We start from the raw sequence: 17,530 nt of genomic DNA, 5'->3' as shown, positions 1-17,530 counted from the left end.
GCGCGGACGCCCGCCCGCGCTGCACAAGGCCGCAAGCGAGGCCGTAAGCGAGGCCGTAAGCGAGGCCGTAAGCGAGGCCACAAGCGAGGCCGCAAGCAAGGCCGCAAGCAAGGCCGCAAGCCGTTCGCCGGTGCATGACCAAACATTTCGAAAGCCGCGCAGCGCGCGCGGGCACGATGCGCTCGCGCAGCGTTCAACGCACCCAGCTTTGCGCGACGCGCGGCAGGTTCAGCGAAAACACCGTGCCGATGAATTCATCCGACTTGCCCGTCACCTTGTCCGCCATGCATGTGCACGATCTTGTGGACGATGTGCAGCCCGATCCCAAGCCCCTCGCGCGACCGTTCGCCAGCGCCGTTCGAGCCGAATGCCTCGAACAGATGCGGCAGCACGCCGGCGGAAATCACGCCGCGATTGCTGATCGTCAGCTTGATCCAGTTCGGCGCTTCGCCGTCGACGTCGACGACAATCGCGCTGTCCTGCTCGCCGTGATGCAACGCGTTGCTGATCAGATTCGAAATGGCCTGCCACAGCAGATCGGTGTCCCAGCTTCCCGTCGAATTGCCGCGCGCGTTCAGCGTGATCTGGGCGGCGCGCTCGTGCGTCGCGAACTCCTCGATCACGCCCCGGCACAGCGCCGTCAGGTCGGCCGTGCGGGGCTGAAGCTGCATGCGTCCGCCTTGCAGGCGCGCGAGATTGAGCAGCTGATGCACCATCCGCGACATCCGCATCGAGCTGGTCTTGATGCGGCCCGCGACCGTGGCGGACTGCTCGTCGGGCGCATTGCGCACCAGATATTCCGCCGACGCGAGCACCGTGCCCAGTGGCGTGCGCAGATCGTGGCCGAGCACGGCCATCAGCATTTCGTTGGCTTCGGGCAACTGGCGCGTAGTCAGCAGCTGATCGGCGAGCTGCCGCTTGTGCTGCTCCAGCTGCACGAATACGTCGACCTTCGATTGCAGGATGCGAGGATCGAATGGCTTGTGCAGGAAATCGACGGCGCCCGCTTCATAGCCGCGGAACGTGCGCGATGCGTCTTCGGCCGTGGCCGTCAGGAAGATGATGGGCACGTGCGACGTGCGCGGGCTGCCGCGCATCAGCGATGCCAGTTCGAAGCCGTTCATGCCGGGCAAGCCGACGTCGAGCAGCACGGCCGTGGGCTGCATGTCGCGCACCAGCGCGAGGCCCGTCGTCCCGTCGGCGGCGTGCACGAAATCGAAGTCGAGCTCGTGCGTGAGGTCGCGCAGGATTTCCGCGAACGCAATGTCGTCTTCGATCACGAGTATCAGGCGGTTTTCGTGGCGGCGGTTCGCGCGGTCGTCGGCGATCGTCTGCGGCGCGTTGTTAATCGACGCGTTGATGGGCGTGTTGATCGGCGCCGGTGGCTCCACGCGCTGATGCACGGGCCTCGCGACGGGCGAGGGCGGAAGTCTCACGCAGAGAAATACGAGAGAAATACGAGAGAAATACGAGAGAAATACGAGAGAAATACGTGCCGGAGTTGAACACGGCAACGAAGAGAGATGGCGATGCGATTCGCGACGGCGTTGCACCGCGCGCGCAATCGCGAGGCCGCACGCGCAAAGCATCGCGCGCGGCTCTGTGAACTGAATGACGATTACTGGCTTGCGCCTTGCCCGATGCCCGCCTTTTTTTGCGCGTTTTGCAAATCCTGCGGGTAATTCGGATCGTTATGGGACGGCTTATAACCCGCGTCCTCGAGCTTCTTCAGTTCTGCGTTGCGCTTCGCGCGCGCTTCCTTGCTCGCCTGTTTGCGCTGCGCCTTGGTCGGCTTCGCGGCTGACGCTGCTGCGCCTGCCGTGTCCGTGCTGCCCGAGGCGTCCGTGTTTTGGGCGAACGCAGGCGCGGCCGCGCCGACTCCCAGCGAGGCCGAGGCGAAGAGGACAATCAGTTTTCTCGCGATGTGCATTGCTTTCTCCTGTGCCATGGAAGGTGGTTGCTGTTCTCACGTCGGACGACACGCCGATCCGGCCGGTCCAATGTATCCGACACGCAGGGATCGCGCCTGGAAGGGGGCCGCGATCGTCCCGGTAGAATCGGGCGGATCTGTTGCTGTTTGTGCGGACACCATCCAAAACGAAAGGAGACCCGATGTCCATTGCTGCCACCGTCTATCGCGGCGCCATCGTCGAGAACACGCATGCCGCGCATGTTGCCGTCGTCGATACGGCGGGACGGCTGCTGGCTTCGTGCGGCGACCCGTCGCGCGTCACGCTGGTGAGGTCGGCGGCCAAGCCGGCTCAGGCGCTGGCCGTCGTCGAAACGGGCGCGCTCGAACGCTTCGGCTTCGACGAAGCGGACCTCGCGCTGATGTGCGGCTCGCATAACAGCGAAGAGCGGCACATCGAACGTGCGCGCGGCATGCTCGCGAAGGCGCAGGCCACCGAGGCCGATCTGCGTTGCGGCGGCCACCCGCCCATTTCGGATGACGTCTACCGCGAATGGATCAGGCGCGACTTCGTGCCGGGCCCCGTGTGCAGCAACTGCTCGGGCAAGCACGCGGGCATGCTGGCGGGCGCGCGGGCGATCGGCGCGGCGCTCGCCGACTACCACCTCGCCGGACATCCGTTGCAGCAGCGCGTAAAGCGCACGGTCGCGCAAGCGTGCGATTTGCCCGACGACGGCGTGCAATGGGCCATCGACGGCTGCAATCTGCCGACGCCCGCCTTCGCGCTCGACCGCCTCGCGCGTCTCTACATGAAGCTCGCGCGTGCGGCCGACGCGCAGACGCAGTCGGGTTCACGCGAAGACGAGGCGCTCGCCCGCATCTATCGCGCGATGACGTCGCATCCGGAGATGGTCGCGGGCGAGGGGCGGTTCTGCACGGCGCTGATGCGCGCGTACAAGGGCGCACTGGTCGGCAAGTTCGGCGCCGACGCGAGCTATGCGATCGGCGTGAGGGCTTCGGCGCAGACGGTGAAACTCGGCGCGAAGGGCGCGCTGGGCATCGCCGTGAAGGTGGAGGACGGCAACTCGACGATTCTCTATGCGATCGTCGCGCAACTGCTGATGCAACTGGGTATCGGCGATGAAGCGCAGCATCGCGCGCTCGATCCGTTTCGCCTGCGAACCATGCGCAATACGGTCGGCCTCGAAACGGGCCGCGTCGAAGTGGCGCTGCCGCTCAGCACGGCCCGCTAGAACCGGCTCGACCCAGCTAAGACCCGTCAGAGCCCGCCTGATTCGAGGGCGAGTCGTTATCGTCGGGGGCGTCGAACATCGCCTGGCACTGCGGCGACAGCTTGGCGTAGTGGGCCTTCATGCACGCTTCGATCTTCTGCTTGTTCGGGATGTGGATCGCGCAGAACTTGATCGCGTCGTGCTTGCAGGCCCTGGTCTGTTCGTCGCGCGTGGCGGCCATCCCGACGTTCGCCGCCGCCACGCATGCAACAAGGAAGACTTGTGATTTCAGCTTCATTGCCGTGGTCCGTGTCGAGGTGAATGCGCGTGTTGCTTCTGTGGTCACGCCTCTTGTCGTTCGGTTTGAGGGTGGCCGTTGGCGCTGCTCCCGTTCGATTCGAGTAATGCAGCGCTGCTCGCGTTCGATTCGAGTAAAGCAGCCGTCCCGATGACGTTCAAGCAAAAAATGAACCCAACCCCCATTGGTAATACGCGTAACGATATGAGCCGATCGACATGACGCGTGCCGCGCAGACATCGTTGAAGCAGAGGGTGGCGCGTGTCCCCCATGCTATGCTTGCATGGCCCATACGGAGCGATCGCGCGAGCCCGGTCGATGGCGCGCCGCAACGGGATCGATCCGGCTATCCGCATACGCACGGTCAAAACAAATAGATCATGGACTACCGGCATCTTCAGAAACGCAAAAGCCTGCATGCGCGGATCGTGCAGGAGCTCGGCATCGAGATCGTCAGCGGCCGGCTGCTGCCGGGCGAACGGTTGCCCGCCGAGGCGACGCTCTGCGAAAAATACGGCGTGAGCCGTCCCGTGCTGCGCGAAGCGACGCGCGTGCTCGTGGCAAAGGGCCTCGTGATTTCGAAGCCGCGCGTGGGCAGCGTCGTGCGGCCGCGCGAAGAGTGGCACATGCTCGACCCCGACGTGCTCTACTGGACGCTCAACAGCATCCCCGAAGGTGAGTTCTTTCTGTCGCTGATGACGGTGCGCCGCATCATCGAACCGGCGGCGGCCGCGCTCGCCGCAACGGCGGCAACCGACGAAGACCTCGCGCGCATCGGCTGCGCATATGAGCGCATGGAACGCGCGCAAACCGCCGGCGATCTGCTCGAGCCGGACCTCGAGTTTCATCGCGCGATCATGGCTGCGACGCACAACGACATGCTCGGCTATATCGGCAACATGATGTCGCTGGCGTTGTCCGAGTCGATCAAGCTGACGAGCCGCCACCCCGACACATACGCGCTGTCGCTGCCGCGCCATAAAGCGATTCTCACCGCGATCCAGAATCGCGATCCGCTCGCCGCGCGTCAGGCAAGTCTCGTGCAGCTCGAAAACGCGCGCGCCGACGCCGATACGATTCTCGGCATCGACACGCAGACATCGGCGCGTACTGCGTGACGTGAGCCGCGCAGCCGCGCCATGTCGTTTGTTGCGTCGAGCTCAGTGCGAATGCGCGGGCACGTCAGCGCCGCGGCAACCCACCAGAAAGTCGAAATCGCAGCCCTGATCGGCTTGCAGCACGTGCTCGACGTAGAGGTTGCGATAGCCGCTTGCATCGGCGGGATTGCGTTGCTGCGCTGCCTTCCAGTTCGATAGACGCTCGCCCAGTTCCTTCTCGTCGATATCGACATGCAGGCGGCCCGCGTCGCAGTCCAGATCGATCCAGTCGCCATCGCGCACGACGGCAAGCGGCCCGCCCGCGCGCGCTTCGGGCGCCACGTGCAGCACCACGGTGCCGTATGCGGTGCCGCTCATGCGCGCATCTGATACGCGCACCATGTCCGTCACGCCTTGTGCGAGCAGCTTCGGCGGCAGTCCCATGTTGCCGACTTCAGCCATCCCCGGATAGCCTTTCGGACCGCAGTTCTTCATCACCAGCACCGAGTCGGGCGTCACGTCGAGTTCGGGATCGGCGATGCGCTTCTTGTAGTCGTCGAAATTCTCGAACACGACGGCGCGGCCGCGATGCCTGAGCAGCGCAGGCGTCGCCGCCGACGGCTTGAGCACTGCGCCATTCGGTGCGAGATTACCGCGCAGCACGCACAGGCCGCCGTCTTCGCGCAGCGGCTTGTTCAAAGGCCGGATCACTTCGTCGTTGTAGATCGGCGCGTCGACGCAGTTTTCCCATAGCGTCTTGCCGTTGGCCGTGAGCGCGTCCGGATGCGGCAGCAGGCCCGCTTCGCCCAGACGCCGCAGCACGGCGGGCAGGCCGCCTGCGTAATAGAACTCCTCCATCAGAAAGCGGCCAGACGGCTGCAGATCGACGAGCGTCGGCGTGCCGCGTCCGATGCGCGTCCAGTCGTCGAGTTCGAGGTTCACACCGATGCGCCCCGCGATCGCCTTCAGATGAATCGCCGCATTCGTCGAGCCGCCAATCGCCGCGTTCACGCGGATCGCGTTTTCGAAGGCCTCGCGCGTCAGCAGCTTCGAGAGCCGCAGGTCCTGCAACGCCATCTCGACGATGCGCGTGCCCGACAGATGCGCAAGCACATAGCGGCGTGAATCGACGGCGGGAATGGCCGCGTTGTGCGGCAGCGTGACGCCCAGCGCCTCGGCCATGCAGGCCATCGTCGATGCCGTGCCCATCGTGTTGCAGGTGCCCGCCGATCGCGACATGCCCGCTTCCGCCGACATGAACTCGTGGATCGAGATCTTGCCCGCCTTCACCTGTTCGCTCAGTTGCCACACGACCGTGCCCGAGCCGATGTCGCGCCCTTCATGCTTGCCGTTGAGCATCGGACCGCCGCTCACGACGATCGCGGGCACGTCGCAACTTGCGGCGCCCATCAGCACCGCGGGCGTGGTCTTGTCGCAACCGGCGAGCAGCACGACGGCATCGATCGGATTGCCGCGTATCGCTTCCTCGACGTCCATGCTCGCGAGATTGCGCGTGAACATCGCGGTGGGCCGCAGGTTCGACTCGCCGTTGGAGAACACGGGGAATTCAACGGGAAAGCCGCCCGCTTCATAGACGCCGCGCTTCACGTGCCCGGCGAGCTTGCGGAAATGTGCGTTGCACGGCGTCAGTTCGGACCACGTATTGCAGATGCCGATGATCGGCTTGCCGGCGAATTCGTGATCGGGGATGCCCTGGTTCTTCATCCAGCTTCGGTACATGAAGCCGTTCTTGTCGGCGGTGCCGAACCAGGCAGCGGAGCGCAGTTTGCGGGGTTGGTCGGTCATGATGTCTCGTCCAATCGTTCTTATATAGTAAGGTTATATGGCTTGTTTGGGACGGCGTCCAATCGTGAATGCAAGCTGATTTTCGAAAAGCACCGATCACGACCGGATGCTGCGATGCATATAGCCTGGCTGATTCGGGGGCGGGCACGCGCGCTGCGACTTCGTGCGCGAAACGAATGGGCTTGCGTTACGCTGGGTCCGCTGACAACACACGGACAATCCGCTACTCCCTCGAAGCTCCATCGCCCACACTATGAACACCCAACTTTCCATCGGCATCGTCGGCGTCGGCAAGATTGCGCGCGACCAGCATCTGCCCGCTATCGCCGCGCTCGACGGCTTCGAGCTCGTTGCGTGTGCGAGCCGAAATGCGCAGGTCGACGGCGTGCGCAACTACAAGACCATCGACGAGATGCTCGCCAACGAGCCGCAACTCGATGCCGTGTCGCTGTGCGCGACGCCGCAGGTGCGCTTCGATCAGGCGCGCGCCGCGCTGGCCGCGGGCAAGCACGTGATGCTCGAAAAGCCGCCGGGCGCGAGCGTGCATGAAGTGGAGGTGTTGCGTTCGATGGCGCGCGCCGCGGGCCGCACGCTGTTCGCGACATGGCACTCGCGCTACGCGCCCGCCGTGGAGGCGGCGCGCGAATGGCTCGCGGCGCGCACGCTGCAATCGGTGCAGGTGCGCTGGAAGGAAGACGTGCGCCGCTGGCATCCGGGCCAGGCCTGGATCTGGACGCCGGGCGGACTCGGTGTGTTCGATCCGGGCATCAACGCGCTGTCGATCATCACGCACATGCTGCCGCGCGAAGTCGTGTTGCGCGCCGCGACGCTATCGGTGCCCGCAAACGTGCAGACGCCGATTGCCGCCGAACTCGATTGCATCGACGAGACAGGCGTACCCGTGCGCGCCGAATTCGACTGGCGTCATGGCCCCGTCGAGCAATGGGAAATCGAAGTGACGACGACGGACGGCGTGCTGCATCTGAGCGAAGGCGGCAAGAAGCTCGCGATTGCGGGCAAGCCGATGGACGTCGGAGCGGAGCGCGAATATCCGTCGCTGTATGAGCGGTTCCATTGGCTCATCACGCACAGCGAACACGATGTCGACGTGCGTCCGCTGCGGCTCGTGGCCGATGCATTCCTGCTTGGCCGTCGTCAGGAGGTCGAGGCGTTTTACGACTAGCGTCGGCGAAAGGCGCGTTTGCGCTGGCCTGATTTCAGCACTGATTTCAGCACCGATTTCAGCACTGATATCAGCGCAACATGAACGACATCGCCGACAGACAGTTCAGCGTGCGCACCGCGTGCTCGACGGATGGCGTCGGAAAGCGCAGTGTGACGCCGTCCACGCGTTCCAGCGACGGCATCTGACCGAACAGGTCTGCGAGCGCAGTGGATTGCACGCGCAGTTCGATATCGACGGGCCGGGGCGTTGCGCGTTGCAAGGCGTCGCGGCCTGCGTGGCTCGTGGCGACGTCCGTCGCTGCTTGCCTGATCGCGGCGCATGCACGTTCCGGCGTCAGCGTCGAGCCGCTTGCGTAACCCGTCGCGTGCTTCGTGATCACGAACGTCGCTTCGGGAAACAACGGCTTCGTTTCTTCTGCGAACACATCGTCGCCGGAAAGCAGCACGACGCGTGCGCCGTACTCGCTTGCCAGCGCGCCATAAAGTCCCGCTTCGCCCACATCGCGTCCGTTCATCTTCACGTGCGTGAATGCAAAGCTGTTGATCGTGTGCGCGAGCATGCCGCGGCTTTGCGCCATCGCGTGATAGCCGATCATGAACACAAGCTGCGGATCGTATTCGAGGCCCGCCATCATGCCGAGCGTGCGCGGCTTGCCGAGTATCACGTTCGCGCGCGCATCCAGCATGTCGGGCAGCAGATTGCGAAAGCCGCCGTGCGAATCGTTGACCCACACGTGCGTGGCGCCGCCCGCGAACGCGCCTTCGATCGCCGCGTTGGCTTCGAGCGTCATCCAGCGGCGGGCGCGCTCGTATTCGCTGTTGCCCGCGCGCGTCTGCTCGGGATTGACGACGCCTGCGACGCCTTCTATATCGACGGAGATCAGGACTTTCATGCGCTGCGTTGTTCGAGGCGTTGTTCGAGATCGGGCACTGCATCACGCAGCGACAGACGTGTGTGGCCGTCGCGACCCGTGACCGACGTGGCGGACCATAGCGCATCGACGATCGCCTGCTCGACGCTATCCGCGCACGCATGGAACAGCGGATCGAGGCGCGCATCGTTGAGCAGCGGCGGCGTCGAGACGAAATCGCCGTCATGCGCAACGGTCCAGGCCGTCGAGAACGCGAGCGCGATGTCGCCGCTGCCGTGTCCATAGGCCGAGCCCGTGCGCGCGAGACCGGCGGCGGCGCGCATCGAAAGACGCTTGAGCTGGCGCGCGTCGAGTGGCGCATCGGTGGCGGCGATCATGATGATCGAGCCTTGCTCGGGTTTCGAAACGGCTGCATGTGCTGCCTGCGTGCGCTGTGCGGGCGCGAGTTCGCGGCCAATAGGCACGCCGTCGACGGTCAACATCGGCAGACGGCCGAAGTTCGCGAGCACCAACGCGCCGACGGTGAAACCGCGGCCCGCCACGCTGACCACGCGCGACGAAGAACCGATCCCGCCTTTGAGATCGAAGCACGACATGCCGCGCCCCGCGCCGACCGAGCCTCGATCGAACGAAGCGGCCGCTCTATCGAGCGCCTGCGCGTAGTGCGTCTCTTGGATCGCGAGCGCCTGAAGGTCGTTGAGATACCCGTCGTTGCATTCGAACACGAGCGGATTGACGGTCGGCCATTCGCGCCCGATCTGCGGATTGCTTGCGATGGCGGCGCGAATCTGCGCCTGCGCGACGGCGGCGACACCGAACGTGTTGGTCAGCGCAATCGGCGTTTCGAGCACGCCGAGTTCTTCGATCTGCACGAGACCGATGCTCTTGCCGAAGCCATTGATCACGCTTGCGGCAGCGGGCACCTTCTGACGATACGGATCGTCGCGATGCGCGCGGATCACGGTCACGCCCGTCTGTATCGGACCTTGATCGAGCGTGCAATGACCGACGGTCACACCGGATACATCGGCGATCGTTCCGAGCGCACCCGAAGGCAACACGCCGATATGAGGCATGTGCGGCATCTGCGGCGCGCTCATGGCCGGTCCAGCTTCGGATCGAGCGCGTCGCGCAAGCCATCGCCGAGCAGGTTGAACGCGAGCACCGTCAGGAAGATCGCGAGACTCGGAAAGAGCGCGATATGCGGCGCAGTGACCATGTCGGCGCGCGCTTCGTTCAGCATCGCGCCCCACTCGGGCGTCGGCGGCTGCGCGCCGAGTCCGAGAAACGACAGGCTCGCGGCCGTGATGATCGACGTGCCGATGCGCATCGTCAGATACACGATCACGGACGAGATCGTGCCCGGCAGAATGTGCCGCATGATGATCGTCCAGTCCGACGCGCCGATGCTGCGCGCCGCTTCGACATAGGTCAGGTGCTTGAGCATCAGCGTATTGCCGCGCACGAGCCGCGCGAACGCGGGAATGCTGAACACGGCCACCGCGCAGATCACGTTGATCATCCCGTTGCCGAGAATCGCGACGATGCCGATCGCGAGCAGGATGCCGGGGAACGCGAACAGCACATCGGCGACGCGCATCGTGATGCGGTCCCACCAACCTTCGTAATAGCCCGCGAGCAGTCCGAAGAGCGTGCCGACGATCGCGCCGATCGCCACCGAAACAAAACCCGCTGCCAGCGAGATGCGCGTGCCCGCGACGATGCGGCTGAAGATATCGCGGCCCAGCGAGTCGACGCCGAACCAGTGCGCAGCGGATGGTCCTGCGTTCAGCGCGTCATAGTCGAAATAGTTTTCGGGGTCGTACGGCACGATGTGCGGCCCCGCAATCGAAACGGCGACGAGCAGCAGCACGAACACGCCCGCCGCGAGGGCGACATGCTGCTTGCGGAACTTGCGCCAGAACTCGCTCCACGGCGTGCGGATCGCGCCTTCGCCGTGAGGGGACGAGACGGCGCGGGTGTTGTCGGCGGTCGTGCTCATGCGTGCCTCACTTGAAACGGATGGTCGGATTGATGACGGCATACAGTACGTCCACGACCAGATTGATGACGATGAATTCCAGCGAGAACAGCAGCACTTCGGCCTGAATCACGGGGTAGTCGCGCATCGCGACGGCGTCCACCAGGAGGCGCCCCATGCCCGGCCAGTTGAACACCACTTCGACGACGATCGAGCCGCCGAGCAGAAAGCCGAACTGCAAGCCCATCATCGTGACGACGGGAATCATCGCGTTGCGCAGGCAGTGCCTGATGACGACCCATTGCTCCGCGACGCCTTTCGCGCGTGCCGTCCGCACGTAGTCTTCGTTCAGCACCTCGACGAACGACGCGCGCGTGAAGCGCGCCATCACGGCGGCGACGGCCGCGCCGAGCGTGATGGACGGCAGCACGTAGCTGCGCCACGACCCGTCGCCGACGATGGGCAGCCAGCCGAGCTGCACCGAGAACACTTCCATCAACAGCATGCCGAACGCGAACGCGGGGAACGAAATCCCCGACACGGCGAGCGTCATGCCGAGCCTGTCGGGCCACTTGTTGCGCCACACGGCCGATACGATGCCGATCGCCATGCCGAAGATCACGGCCCACACCATGCTGACGAGCGTGAGCATCAGCGTCGGCATGAAGCGCTCGCCGATCTCCGCGGCAACGGGGCGCTTGCTGCGCGTCGACGTGCCGAAGTCGCCATGCGCGATGCGCACGAAGAAGTTCACGAACTGCTGCGGCATCGGCTTGTCGAGGCCGAGATCGGCGCGCACGAGCGCGACGGTCGCATCGTCGGCTTCGGGGCCGGCCGCGAGCCGCGCGGGGTCGCCGGGCAGCAGGTGCACGAACAGGAACACGAGGCCGGCGACGATCACGAGCGTCGGCAGCAGGCCCAGCAGGCGTTTGACGAGAAAATTCAGCATGAGAGCGATCCGCTATCGAAGAGCATGCGCGGCGTGAAGCGAACATGCCCGTCCCGAAATGCGCGCTTCGGAACGGGCGTTGCGCGCGTTTACTTCACTGCGATTTCGTCGAAGTTGAACGAGCCGTCCGGCGCGACATACGCGCCCGCCAGGCGCTTGCTGCGCGCGTAGACGATCTTCTCCTTGACGAGGAAGATCCACGGCGCGTCGGCCCAGATGCGCTTTTGCGCATCGCCGTAGAGCGCGGCCTTCTGCGTGCGGTCCGTTGTTTCGAGTGCCTTCGACAGATCGCTGTCGACGGTATCGTTCTTGTAGTAAGCCGTGTTCACGAGCTTCGGCGGGAATGACGACGACGCGAGCAGCGGCGTGATGCCCCAATCCGCTTCGCCCGTCGACGACGACCAGCCGATGTAGTACATGCGCACGGGCGCCGTCGCCGGGTCTTGCGCGCTTTCCACCTTGGCGACGCGCTGGCCTGCTTCAAGCGCCTCGACGCTCGCCTTCACGCCGACTTGCGCGAGTTGTTGCTGCACGAACTGGATCGTCTTCTGCGACGTCGAGTTGTTGTACGCCGACCAGAGCGTCGTTTCGAAGCCGTTCGGATAGCCTGCTTCTTTCAGCAGCGCGCGTGCTTTCGCCGGGTCATAGGGCCAGGGGCCGAGCTTCGTCGCGTAGTCGACACCTTCTGGAATCACGCCGTCGGCGGGCACCGCATAGCCGGAGAACGCGACCTTCGCGAGCGCTTCCTTGTTGATCGCGTAGTTGAGCGCTTCACGCACCTTCGGGTTGTCGAACGGCTTTTTCGTCGTGTTCAGACTGACGTAGCGGTTGATGATCGACGGCGTTGCGATGATGTCGACCTTCGGGCTCGATTGCAGCGTCGCTGCCTGTTCGAACGGAATGCGGAACGCGAAGTCCGCTTCACCCGTGCGCACGAGCGCCGCGCGCGTGTTGTTGTCGACGACGGGCTTCCAGTCGATTTCGTCGATCTTCGGATAGCCCTTCTTCCAGTAGCCCGCGAATTTCTTCACGGTCAGATCGCCGGCGGGATCCCACTTCACCAGCTCGAACGGGCCCGTGCCGACAGGATGGAACGCGATGTCCTTGCCGTACTTCTTGATTGCATCGGGAGACATCATCACGGCCGACGGATGCGCGAGCACGTTGACGAACGCCGAGAACGGCGCCTTCAGCGTAATCTTCACCGTGTACGGATCGACCACTTCCGTCTTTTCAATGCGGCTGAACATGTTGTAGCGCTTCAGCTTGTTCGCCGGTTCGGTGATGCGGTCGAACGTGGCCTTTACGGCGGCCGCGTTGAAGTCGGTGCCGTCCTGGAACTTCACGCCCTGGCGCAGCTTGAACGTGTAGACGCGCGCATCGGGGCTCGCTTCGTAGCTCGTCGCGAGCACGTTGACGAGCTTCATGTCCTTGTCGAAGCCGAACAGGCCCTGGTAGAAGGACTTCGAAACGGCTTGCGAGAGGGTGTCGTTCGCGTCGTACGGATCGAGCGTCGTGAACGTCGAGTCGACGGCCATCACGGCCGTCTGCGCCGCATGGGCGGCACCGGACGCGAGCATCGCAAAGACCAGCGCGCCGCTCGTCACGAGCGAACGCAGGCGCAACGGTTGAAACATCAAGGGCGTAGTCATCGGTTCTGAACTCCACTGAGCAAAGGAACTGCTTGTTGTCATGCCGCTGGTCCGCGCGGCTTCTGTGTGCTGCCGGTAATGCGTGATCGGCCTTGCCTGCGCGATCAATAAGCTAGTAAGCGCCGCCGATCCGATGCGCGGCCACGAAGTGATCCGGCCCGACAGCAACGAGCGGCGCGACGACGGGTTCGTCGTCGAGCGTGCGAATCGGGCTCGGCAGCTCGTCGGCGGCGAGCATGCGCTTCGCGTGGCGGCGCGCCGGATCGGCGACGGGCACCGCGCCCATCAGCTTCTTCGTGTACGGATGCTGCGGCGATTCGAACACCGCGCGGCGCGGGCCGATCTCGACGATCTGCCCGAGATACATCACCGCGACGCGATGACTGACGCGCTCGACAACGGCCATGTCGTGCGAGATGAACAGATACGCCACACCCAATTCGCGTTGCAGATCCAGCATCAGATTGACGATCTGCGCCTGCACGGAAACATCGAGCGCCGACACCGATTCATCGGCGATCACGACTTTCGGATTGAGCGCGAGGGCGCGCGCAATCGCAATGCGCTGACGCTGGCCGCCGGAGAATTCGTGTGGATAACGGCGTGCGGCATCGGCGGGCAGGCCGACCTTGTCGAGCAGCCACGCGACGCGCTCCTGTGCCGCCTTGCCGCTCGCGACGTTGTGCACGAGCAGCGGCTCCATGATCGAGAAGCCGACCGTTAGACGCGGATTGAGCGACGCGAACGGGTCCTGGAAAATGAACTGGATATCGCGCCGCAATGCCTGCAACGAAGGGCCGCTGAGCGAGCTGATGTCCTTGCCGTCGAATTCGATGCTGCCGCTCTGGCTTTCGACGAGACGTAGCAGCGAGCGCCCTGTCGTCGATTTGCCGCAACCCGATTCGCCGACGAGCGCAAGCGTTTCGCCCGCATGCAGATCGAAGCTGACGCGCTCGACGGCATGCACGCGGCCCGTCAGCTTGCCGAACAGGCCGCTGCGCACGGGAAAGCGCGTGACGAGATCGTGCACGCGGAGAATCGGCTGCGCGGTTTGCGTCTGTGTGGTTTCAACGTGCGCGGCGCGTGCTTCGTTCGACGGCTGCGCGTGCTCGCCATCGAGCGTGAGCAACGGAAACTTCGCGGGCGCATTCGTGCCTTGCATCGCGCCGAGCTTCGGCACGGCGGCGAGCAGCGCCCTCGTATAAGGATGCGCGGGCGCGGCGAACAGCGCGCCCGATTCGCCTTCTTCCACTTTCTCGCCGCGATACATCACAAGCACGCGGTCCGCGACTTCGGCGACGACGCCCATGTCGTGCGTGATGAAGATCACGCCCATGTTCATCTCGTCCTGCAGGCCGCGTATCAACTGGAGGATTTGCGCCTGGATCGTCACGTCGAGCGCGGTGGTCGGCTCGTCGGCGATCAGCAGCGACGGCTTGCACGACAACGCCATTGCAATCATCACGCGCTGCCGCATGCCGCCCGACAGTTGATGCGGATAACGCGCGGCCACGCGGCGCGCTTCGGGAATCCGCACGAGATCGAGCAGACGCAATGTCTCCGCGCGCGCATCGCTGCGGCTCATGTTCTGATGCAGCGCGATCGCTTCGCCGATCTGGTCGCCTACCGCGAACACGGGATTGAGCGACGTCATCGGCTCCTGGAAGATCATCGCGATGTCCGCGCCGCGAACGCCGCGCATCGTCGCTTGCGACGCCTGCGCGAGATCGAGCACGCTGCCGTTGCGGCGGCGGAACGCGATGCTGCCGTTCGCGATGCGTCCGCCGCCGTGTTCGACGAGGCGCATCAGCGCGAGCGACGTCACCGATTTGCCCGAACCCGATTCGCCGACGATCGCGAGCGTCTCGCCGCGATCGACGGTGAGCGACAGGTCGCGCACTGCGTCGAACGTGCTTTCGCCGCGACGGAACGAGACCGTCAGGCGGTCAATATCGACGACACGTTGCGGCGGCAGGCTATCGAGCGGACGCGGCTGGTTCGACATGTTCGTCACGATGATTTCTCCCGGCGTCTGTTGCAATGAAGGACATGCGGCGATGTTGCGTCTAGCGGTAGATCGCCGTGACGGGCGCTTCGCCGACGCGCGCATAGCCGCGATACATGCCTTCCGTGTTGAACGGCAATACGACGTTGCCCTGCGCGTCGACGGCGATCAGGCCGCCGCGTCCGTCGATGCGCGGCAGGCGGTTCATCACGACATCGTTCGCCGCTTCTTCCAGCGAGACGCCGCGATACGCCATCTGCGCGGCGACGTCGTAGGCGGCGACCATGCGCATGAACATTTCACCCGAGCCCGTGGTCGACACGGCGCAGGTGGCGTCGTCGGCATAGCAGCCCGCGCCGATCAGCGGCGCATCGCCGACGCGGCCCAACTGCTTGTTCGTGATGCCACCCGTCGATGTGGCAGCCGCGACGTGGCCGTACAGATCGACGGCGACCGCGCCGACCGTGCCGAACTTCCGGTTCGGGTCGATGGGCTCATGGGGCAGCGCATCGTCTCTGGCTTGCGCCGCTGGCGTTTGCGCGGCGAGCGTCGCGCCGTCGTGGTCGAGCATCGCGCGCTGCTGCTCGCGCGCGAGTTGCCACTGACGATAGCGCGCGTCGGTGTGGAAGTACGACGGGTCGACGAACTCGAGGCCCTGGGCTTGCGCGAATGCTTCCGCGCCGTCGGCCGTGAACATCACGTGCTCGCTGTATTCGAGCACGTGGCGCGCGGCGACGATGGGATTGCGCACGCGCTTCACACACGACACGGCGCCCGCTTGCAACGTGCGGCCGTCCATGATCGACGCGTCGAGTTCATGCGTGCCCGCCGACGTGAACACGGCGCCGTGTCCGGCGTTGAAGAGCGGGCAGTCTTCGAGCAGCCGCACGGCTTGCGTGACGGCGTCGAGTGCGCTGCCGCCGTCGGCGAGCACGCGCTGCGCGGCAGCGAGCACGGCGCGCAATTCGGCGTGATAGCGGGCTTCCGCATCGGGGGCCATCGACGCGCGCACGATCGTGCCCGCGCCGCCATGAATCGCGATTACCGCTTTGGACGTCATTGCTTTTTCTTCGCTCGGTTAGAGGTTGGTCGCGGGGTCGGCCGCGTGGCCGTCTTCGGAGTGGCATGCATCGCGGACGTTTCGGTGAGCCAGGGCAGCACGAACTCCGTCATGTCTGCGGCGGCCTGGGCCGAACGCTTCGCGCGATACGCGACGGCGTCGCACAGCGCTTCGATCACCGCGAGCACGGTTGCTTCGGACGTCGCGGCAAGACGCCGCTCCGCGCGGATGAAGAGCGAGCGCGTGGCCAGCGCCGCGAGCGGCGACGCCGGGCCGTCCGTCAACGCGAGCACGTTGGCGCCGAGGCTGGCGGCGCGGCGCGCAAGCTCGATCGTGTCGTCGACATAGCGCGGGAACGCGATCGCGATCACCAGATCGCCGCTGCGCGCGTTGAAGAGGCGGCGCGCAGCGTGTGTCGGCCCGCCGATCAGCGCGAGTGACTGCACGTTGTCGTGATACGGCAGCAGGTTGTGCTCCATCAGGCTCGCGAGAAAGGCGCTCGCGCCCGAACCGACGATGAACACGCGCCGCGCGCCGATGATCGCTTCGACGGCGGCTTCGGCGGCTGCGCTGTCGATCGCGTTGCGTGTCGTGCCGAGATTCGTGGCGGCCTGTTCGAGCGATGCGCTGAACAGTTCGTCGCCATTGGTCTGCGACTCCTGCGCCGAGCGCAAGCGTTCGACGGGCGCGAGCGTGGCTTCGAAGCCGCGCACCAGCGCTTCGCGAAACGCCGGATAGCCGTCGAAACCGAGCGCGCGCGAAAAGCGGTTCGCCGTCGCGACGGATGCGCCGACGGCCGTTGCCAGTTCGTCGATACGCATGGTCGCCGCGCGAAACTGATTGGCCAGCACGAACTCGCCCATGCGCCGGTGAACGGGCGTGAGGATCGGCATCGCGGCCGTGATGCGGGCGGCGATGGCCGGCTCGGAGGCGGCGGAGGGCGTCGGGTGACGGGGCATCGGGTGGTGCGGGTTGTGTGCGTGGTCGGCAATGTAAGTAAATTTACATCGAATGTATACGGAGAAAATAAATTTTCACAGGGGAGTAGGGGTTTTCACGAGGGAAGCGCGCGGGTCACTCGCGCGTTTGTGGGCGGAGAGGCAGGGCTATCGGCCTATGAGGCGCTTCTGGAAGCCGCACTGCGGCGAGGCTGGAAGCAGGCGCGGGACGCGCGGCTGCTGCGAATGGGAGAGCGCCGCCGGACGGACGCACGCGGCTGAAAATGCTGAACCGTGAGATTGACCGATACTGAGCTTCTCGCTTGCGTATCGCGGTCCAAATGCTTTGAGGTGAGGATATTCGGGAGCGAGTTTTCCGGGGCGCTTCTCACGCGGCTCAAGCAGGATAGCCGCTACGAAGAATGCATGAAAAAGCCCGCATTTCCCGGCAATTTCGCGCTTTTCAGAAAAGCGGCGGGTCCGTAATGAGGCCGTTCATGAAGTCCCTGATCAGGTTGCCTCACGCAAAGGTGAGGCTTTTCGGGG

The 17,530-nt window shown here is 64.9% G+C and carries 14 protein-coding genes and 1 pseudogene; 3 read left to right on the top strand and 12 right to left on the bottom strand.

Annotated features, from left to right (window positions below; genetic code table 11):
* Window positions 1-193 precede the first annotated feature (193 nt).
* Together GCT13_RS00540 and GCT13_RS00535 are read right to left on the bottom strand one after the other, a co-directional pair.
* Window positions 194-1,265, bottom strand: a pseudogene (locus GCT13_RS00540) (hybrid sensor histidine kinase/response regulator).
* 353 nt (window positions 1,266-1,618) lie between these two features.
* Window positions 1,619-1,930 (bottom strand): DUF4148 domain-containing protein, encoded by a 312-nt coding sequence (locus GCT13_RS00535; RefSeq protein ID WP_152754838.1) that lies wholly within the window; start codon window positions 1,928-1,930, stop codon window positions 1,619-1,621.
* Window positions 1,931-2,112: 182 nt separating this feature from the next.
* Here GCT13_RS00535 and GCT13_RS00530 point away from each other — a divergent pair, with 182 nt between their 5' ends.
* The gene (locus GCT13_RS00530; RefSeq protein WP_152754837.1) at window positions 2,113-3,162 is read left to right on the top strand and encodes an asparaginase; all 1,050 of its coding nucleotides are present in this window, start codon (window positions 2,113-2,115) and stop codon (window positions 3,160-3,162) included.
* Between the two features lie 16 nt (window positions 3,163-3,178).
* Here the strand turns inward: GCT13_RS00530 and GCT13_RS00525 are convergent, their stop codons facing one another.
* The gene (locus tag GCT13_RS00525; RefSeq protein WP_152754836.1) at window positions 3,179-3,439 is read right to left on the bottom strand and encodes a hypothetical protein; all 261 of its coding nucleotides are present in this window, start codon (window positions 3,437-3,439) and stop codon (window positions 3,179-3,181) included.
* A gap of 380 nt (window positions 3,440-3,819) precedes the next feature.
* On the opposite strand from GCT13_RS00525, the gene GCT13_RS00520 reads away from it, so the two are divergent.
* The gene (locus GCT13_RS00520; protein ID WP_152754835.1) at window positions 3,820-4,557 is read left to right on the top strand and encodes a FadR/GntR family transcriptional regulator; all 738 of its coding nucleotides are present in this window, start codon (window positions 3,820-3,822) and stop codon (window positions 4,555-4,557) included.
* Between the two features lie 42 nt (window positions 4,558-4,599).
* Here GCT13_RS00520 and GCT13_RS00515 read toward each other — a convergent pair whose 3' ends face one another.
* On the bottom strand, window positions 4,600-6,342 hold the full coding sequence (locus GCT13_RS00515) for an IlvD/Edd family dehydratase (RefSeq protein ID WP_152754834.1): 1,743 nt from the start codon (window positions 6,340-6,342) through the stop codon (window positions 4,600-4,602).
* Window positions 6,343-6,595: 253 nt separating this feature from the next.
* On the opposite strand from GCT13_RS00515, the gene GCT13_RS00510 reads away from it, so the two are divergent.
* Window positions 6,596-7,525, top strand: coding sequence for a Gfo/Idh/MocA family protein (locus GCT13_RS00510; RefSeq protein WP_152754833.1), 930 nt, complete (start codon window positions 6,596-6,598; stop codon window positions 7,523-7,525).
* 70 nt (window positions 7,526-7,595) lie between these two features.
* Here GCT13_RS00510 and GCT13_RS00505 read toward each other — a convergent pair whose 3' ends face one another.
* The 8 genes from GCT13_RS00505 to GCT13_RS00470 form a co-directional block, all read right to left on the bottom strand.
* Window positions 7,596-8,420 carry a M55 family metallopeptidase gene (locus GCT13_RS00505; protein ID WP_152754832.1) on the bottom strand — a complete coding sequence of 275 codons (825 nt, stop codon included), beginning with the start codon at window positions 8,418-8,420 and terminating at the stop codon, window positions 7,596-7,598.
* Window positions 8,417-9,499 (bottom strand): DmpA family aminopeptidase, encoded by a 1,083-nt coding sequence (locus GCT13_RS00500; RefSeq protein ID WP_152754831.1) that lies wholly within the window; start codon window positions 9,497-9,499, stop codon window positions 8,417-8,419. Before GCT13_RS00500 ends, GCT13_RS00505 begins: the two co-directional genes overlap by 4 nt.
* Entirely contained in the window at window positions 9,496-10,401 is a 906-nt protein-coding gene (gene gsiD, locus GCT13_RS00495; RefSeq protein ID WP_152754830.1) for a glutathione ABC transporter permease GsiD, read from the bottom strand. Before gsiD ends, GCT13_RS00500 begins: the two co-directional genes overlap by 4 nt.
* 7 nt (window positions 10,402-10,408) lie before the next feature.
* Entirely contained in the window at window positions 10,409-11,329 is a 921-nt protein-coding gene (gene gsiC / locus GCT13_RS00490; RefSeq protein ID WP_152754829.1) for a glutathione ABC transporter permease GsiC, read from the bottom strand.
* An 89-nt stretch (window positions 11,330-11,418) separates the two neighbouring features.
* Window positions 11,419-12,981: a glutathione ABC transporter substrate-binding protein GsiB gene (gene gsiB, locus GCT13_RS00485; RefSeq protein ID WP_152754828.1), complete on the bottom strand. Its 1,563-nt coding sequence runs from the start codon at window positions 12,979-12,981 to the stop codon at window positions 11,419-11,421.
* A gap of 112 nt (window positions 12,982-13,093) precedes the next feature.
* Entirely contained in the window at window positions 13,094-14,986 is a 1,893-nt protein-coding gene (locus GCT13_RS00480; protein ID WP_152755051.1) for a dipeptide ABC transporter ATP-binding protein, read from the bottom strand.
* A gap of 61 nt (window positions 14,987-15,047) precedes the next feature.
* On the bottom strand, window positions 15,048-16,046 hold the full coding sequence (locus GCT13_RS00475; protein WP_152754827.1) for an isoaspartyl peptidase/L-asparaginase family protein: 999 nt from the start codon (window positions 16,044-16,046) through the stop codon (window positions 15,048-15,050).
* Window positions 16,043-17,005, bottom strand: a complete 963-nt coding sequence (locus GCT13_RS00470) for a MurR/RpiR family transcriptional regulator (protein WP_152754826.1) — start codon at window positions 17,003-17,005, stop codon at window positions 16,043-16,045. The genes GCT13_RS00475 and GCT13_RS00470 overlap by 4 nt, the downstream gene beginning before the upstream one ends.
* Window positions 17,006-17,530 lie beyond the last annotated feature (525 nt).

Source organism: Paraburkholderia franconis (genome assembly GCF_009362735.1).
Taxonomy (GTDB): domain Bacteria; phylum Pseudomonadota; class Gammaproteobacteria; order Burkholderiales; family Burkholderiaceae; genus Paraburkholderia; species Paraburkholderia franconis.
The sequence above is the reverse complement of the archived record's forward strand: the minus strand, read 5'-3'. Positions and strand labels throughout refer to the sequence as shown.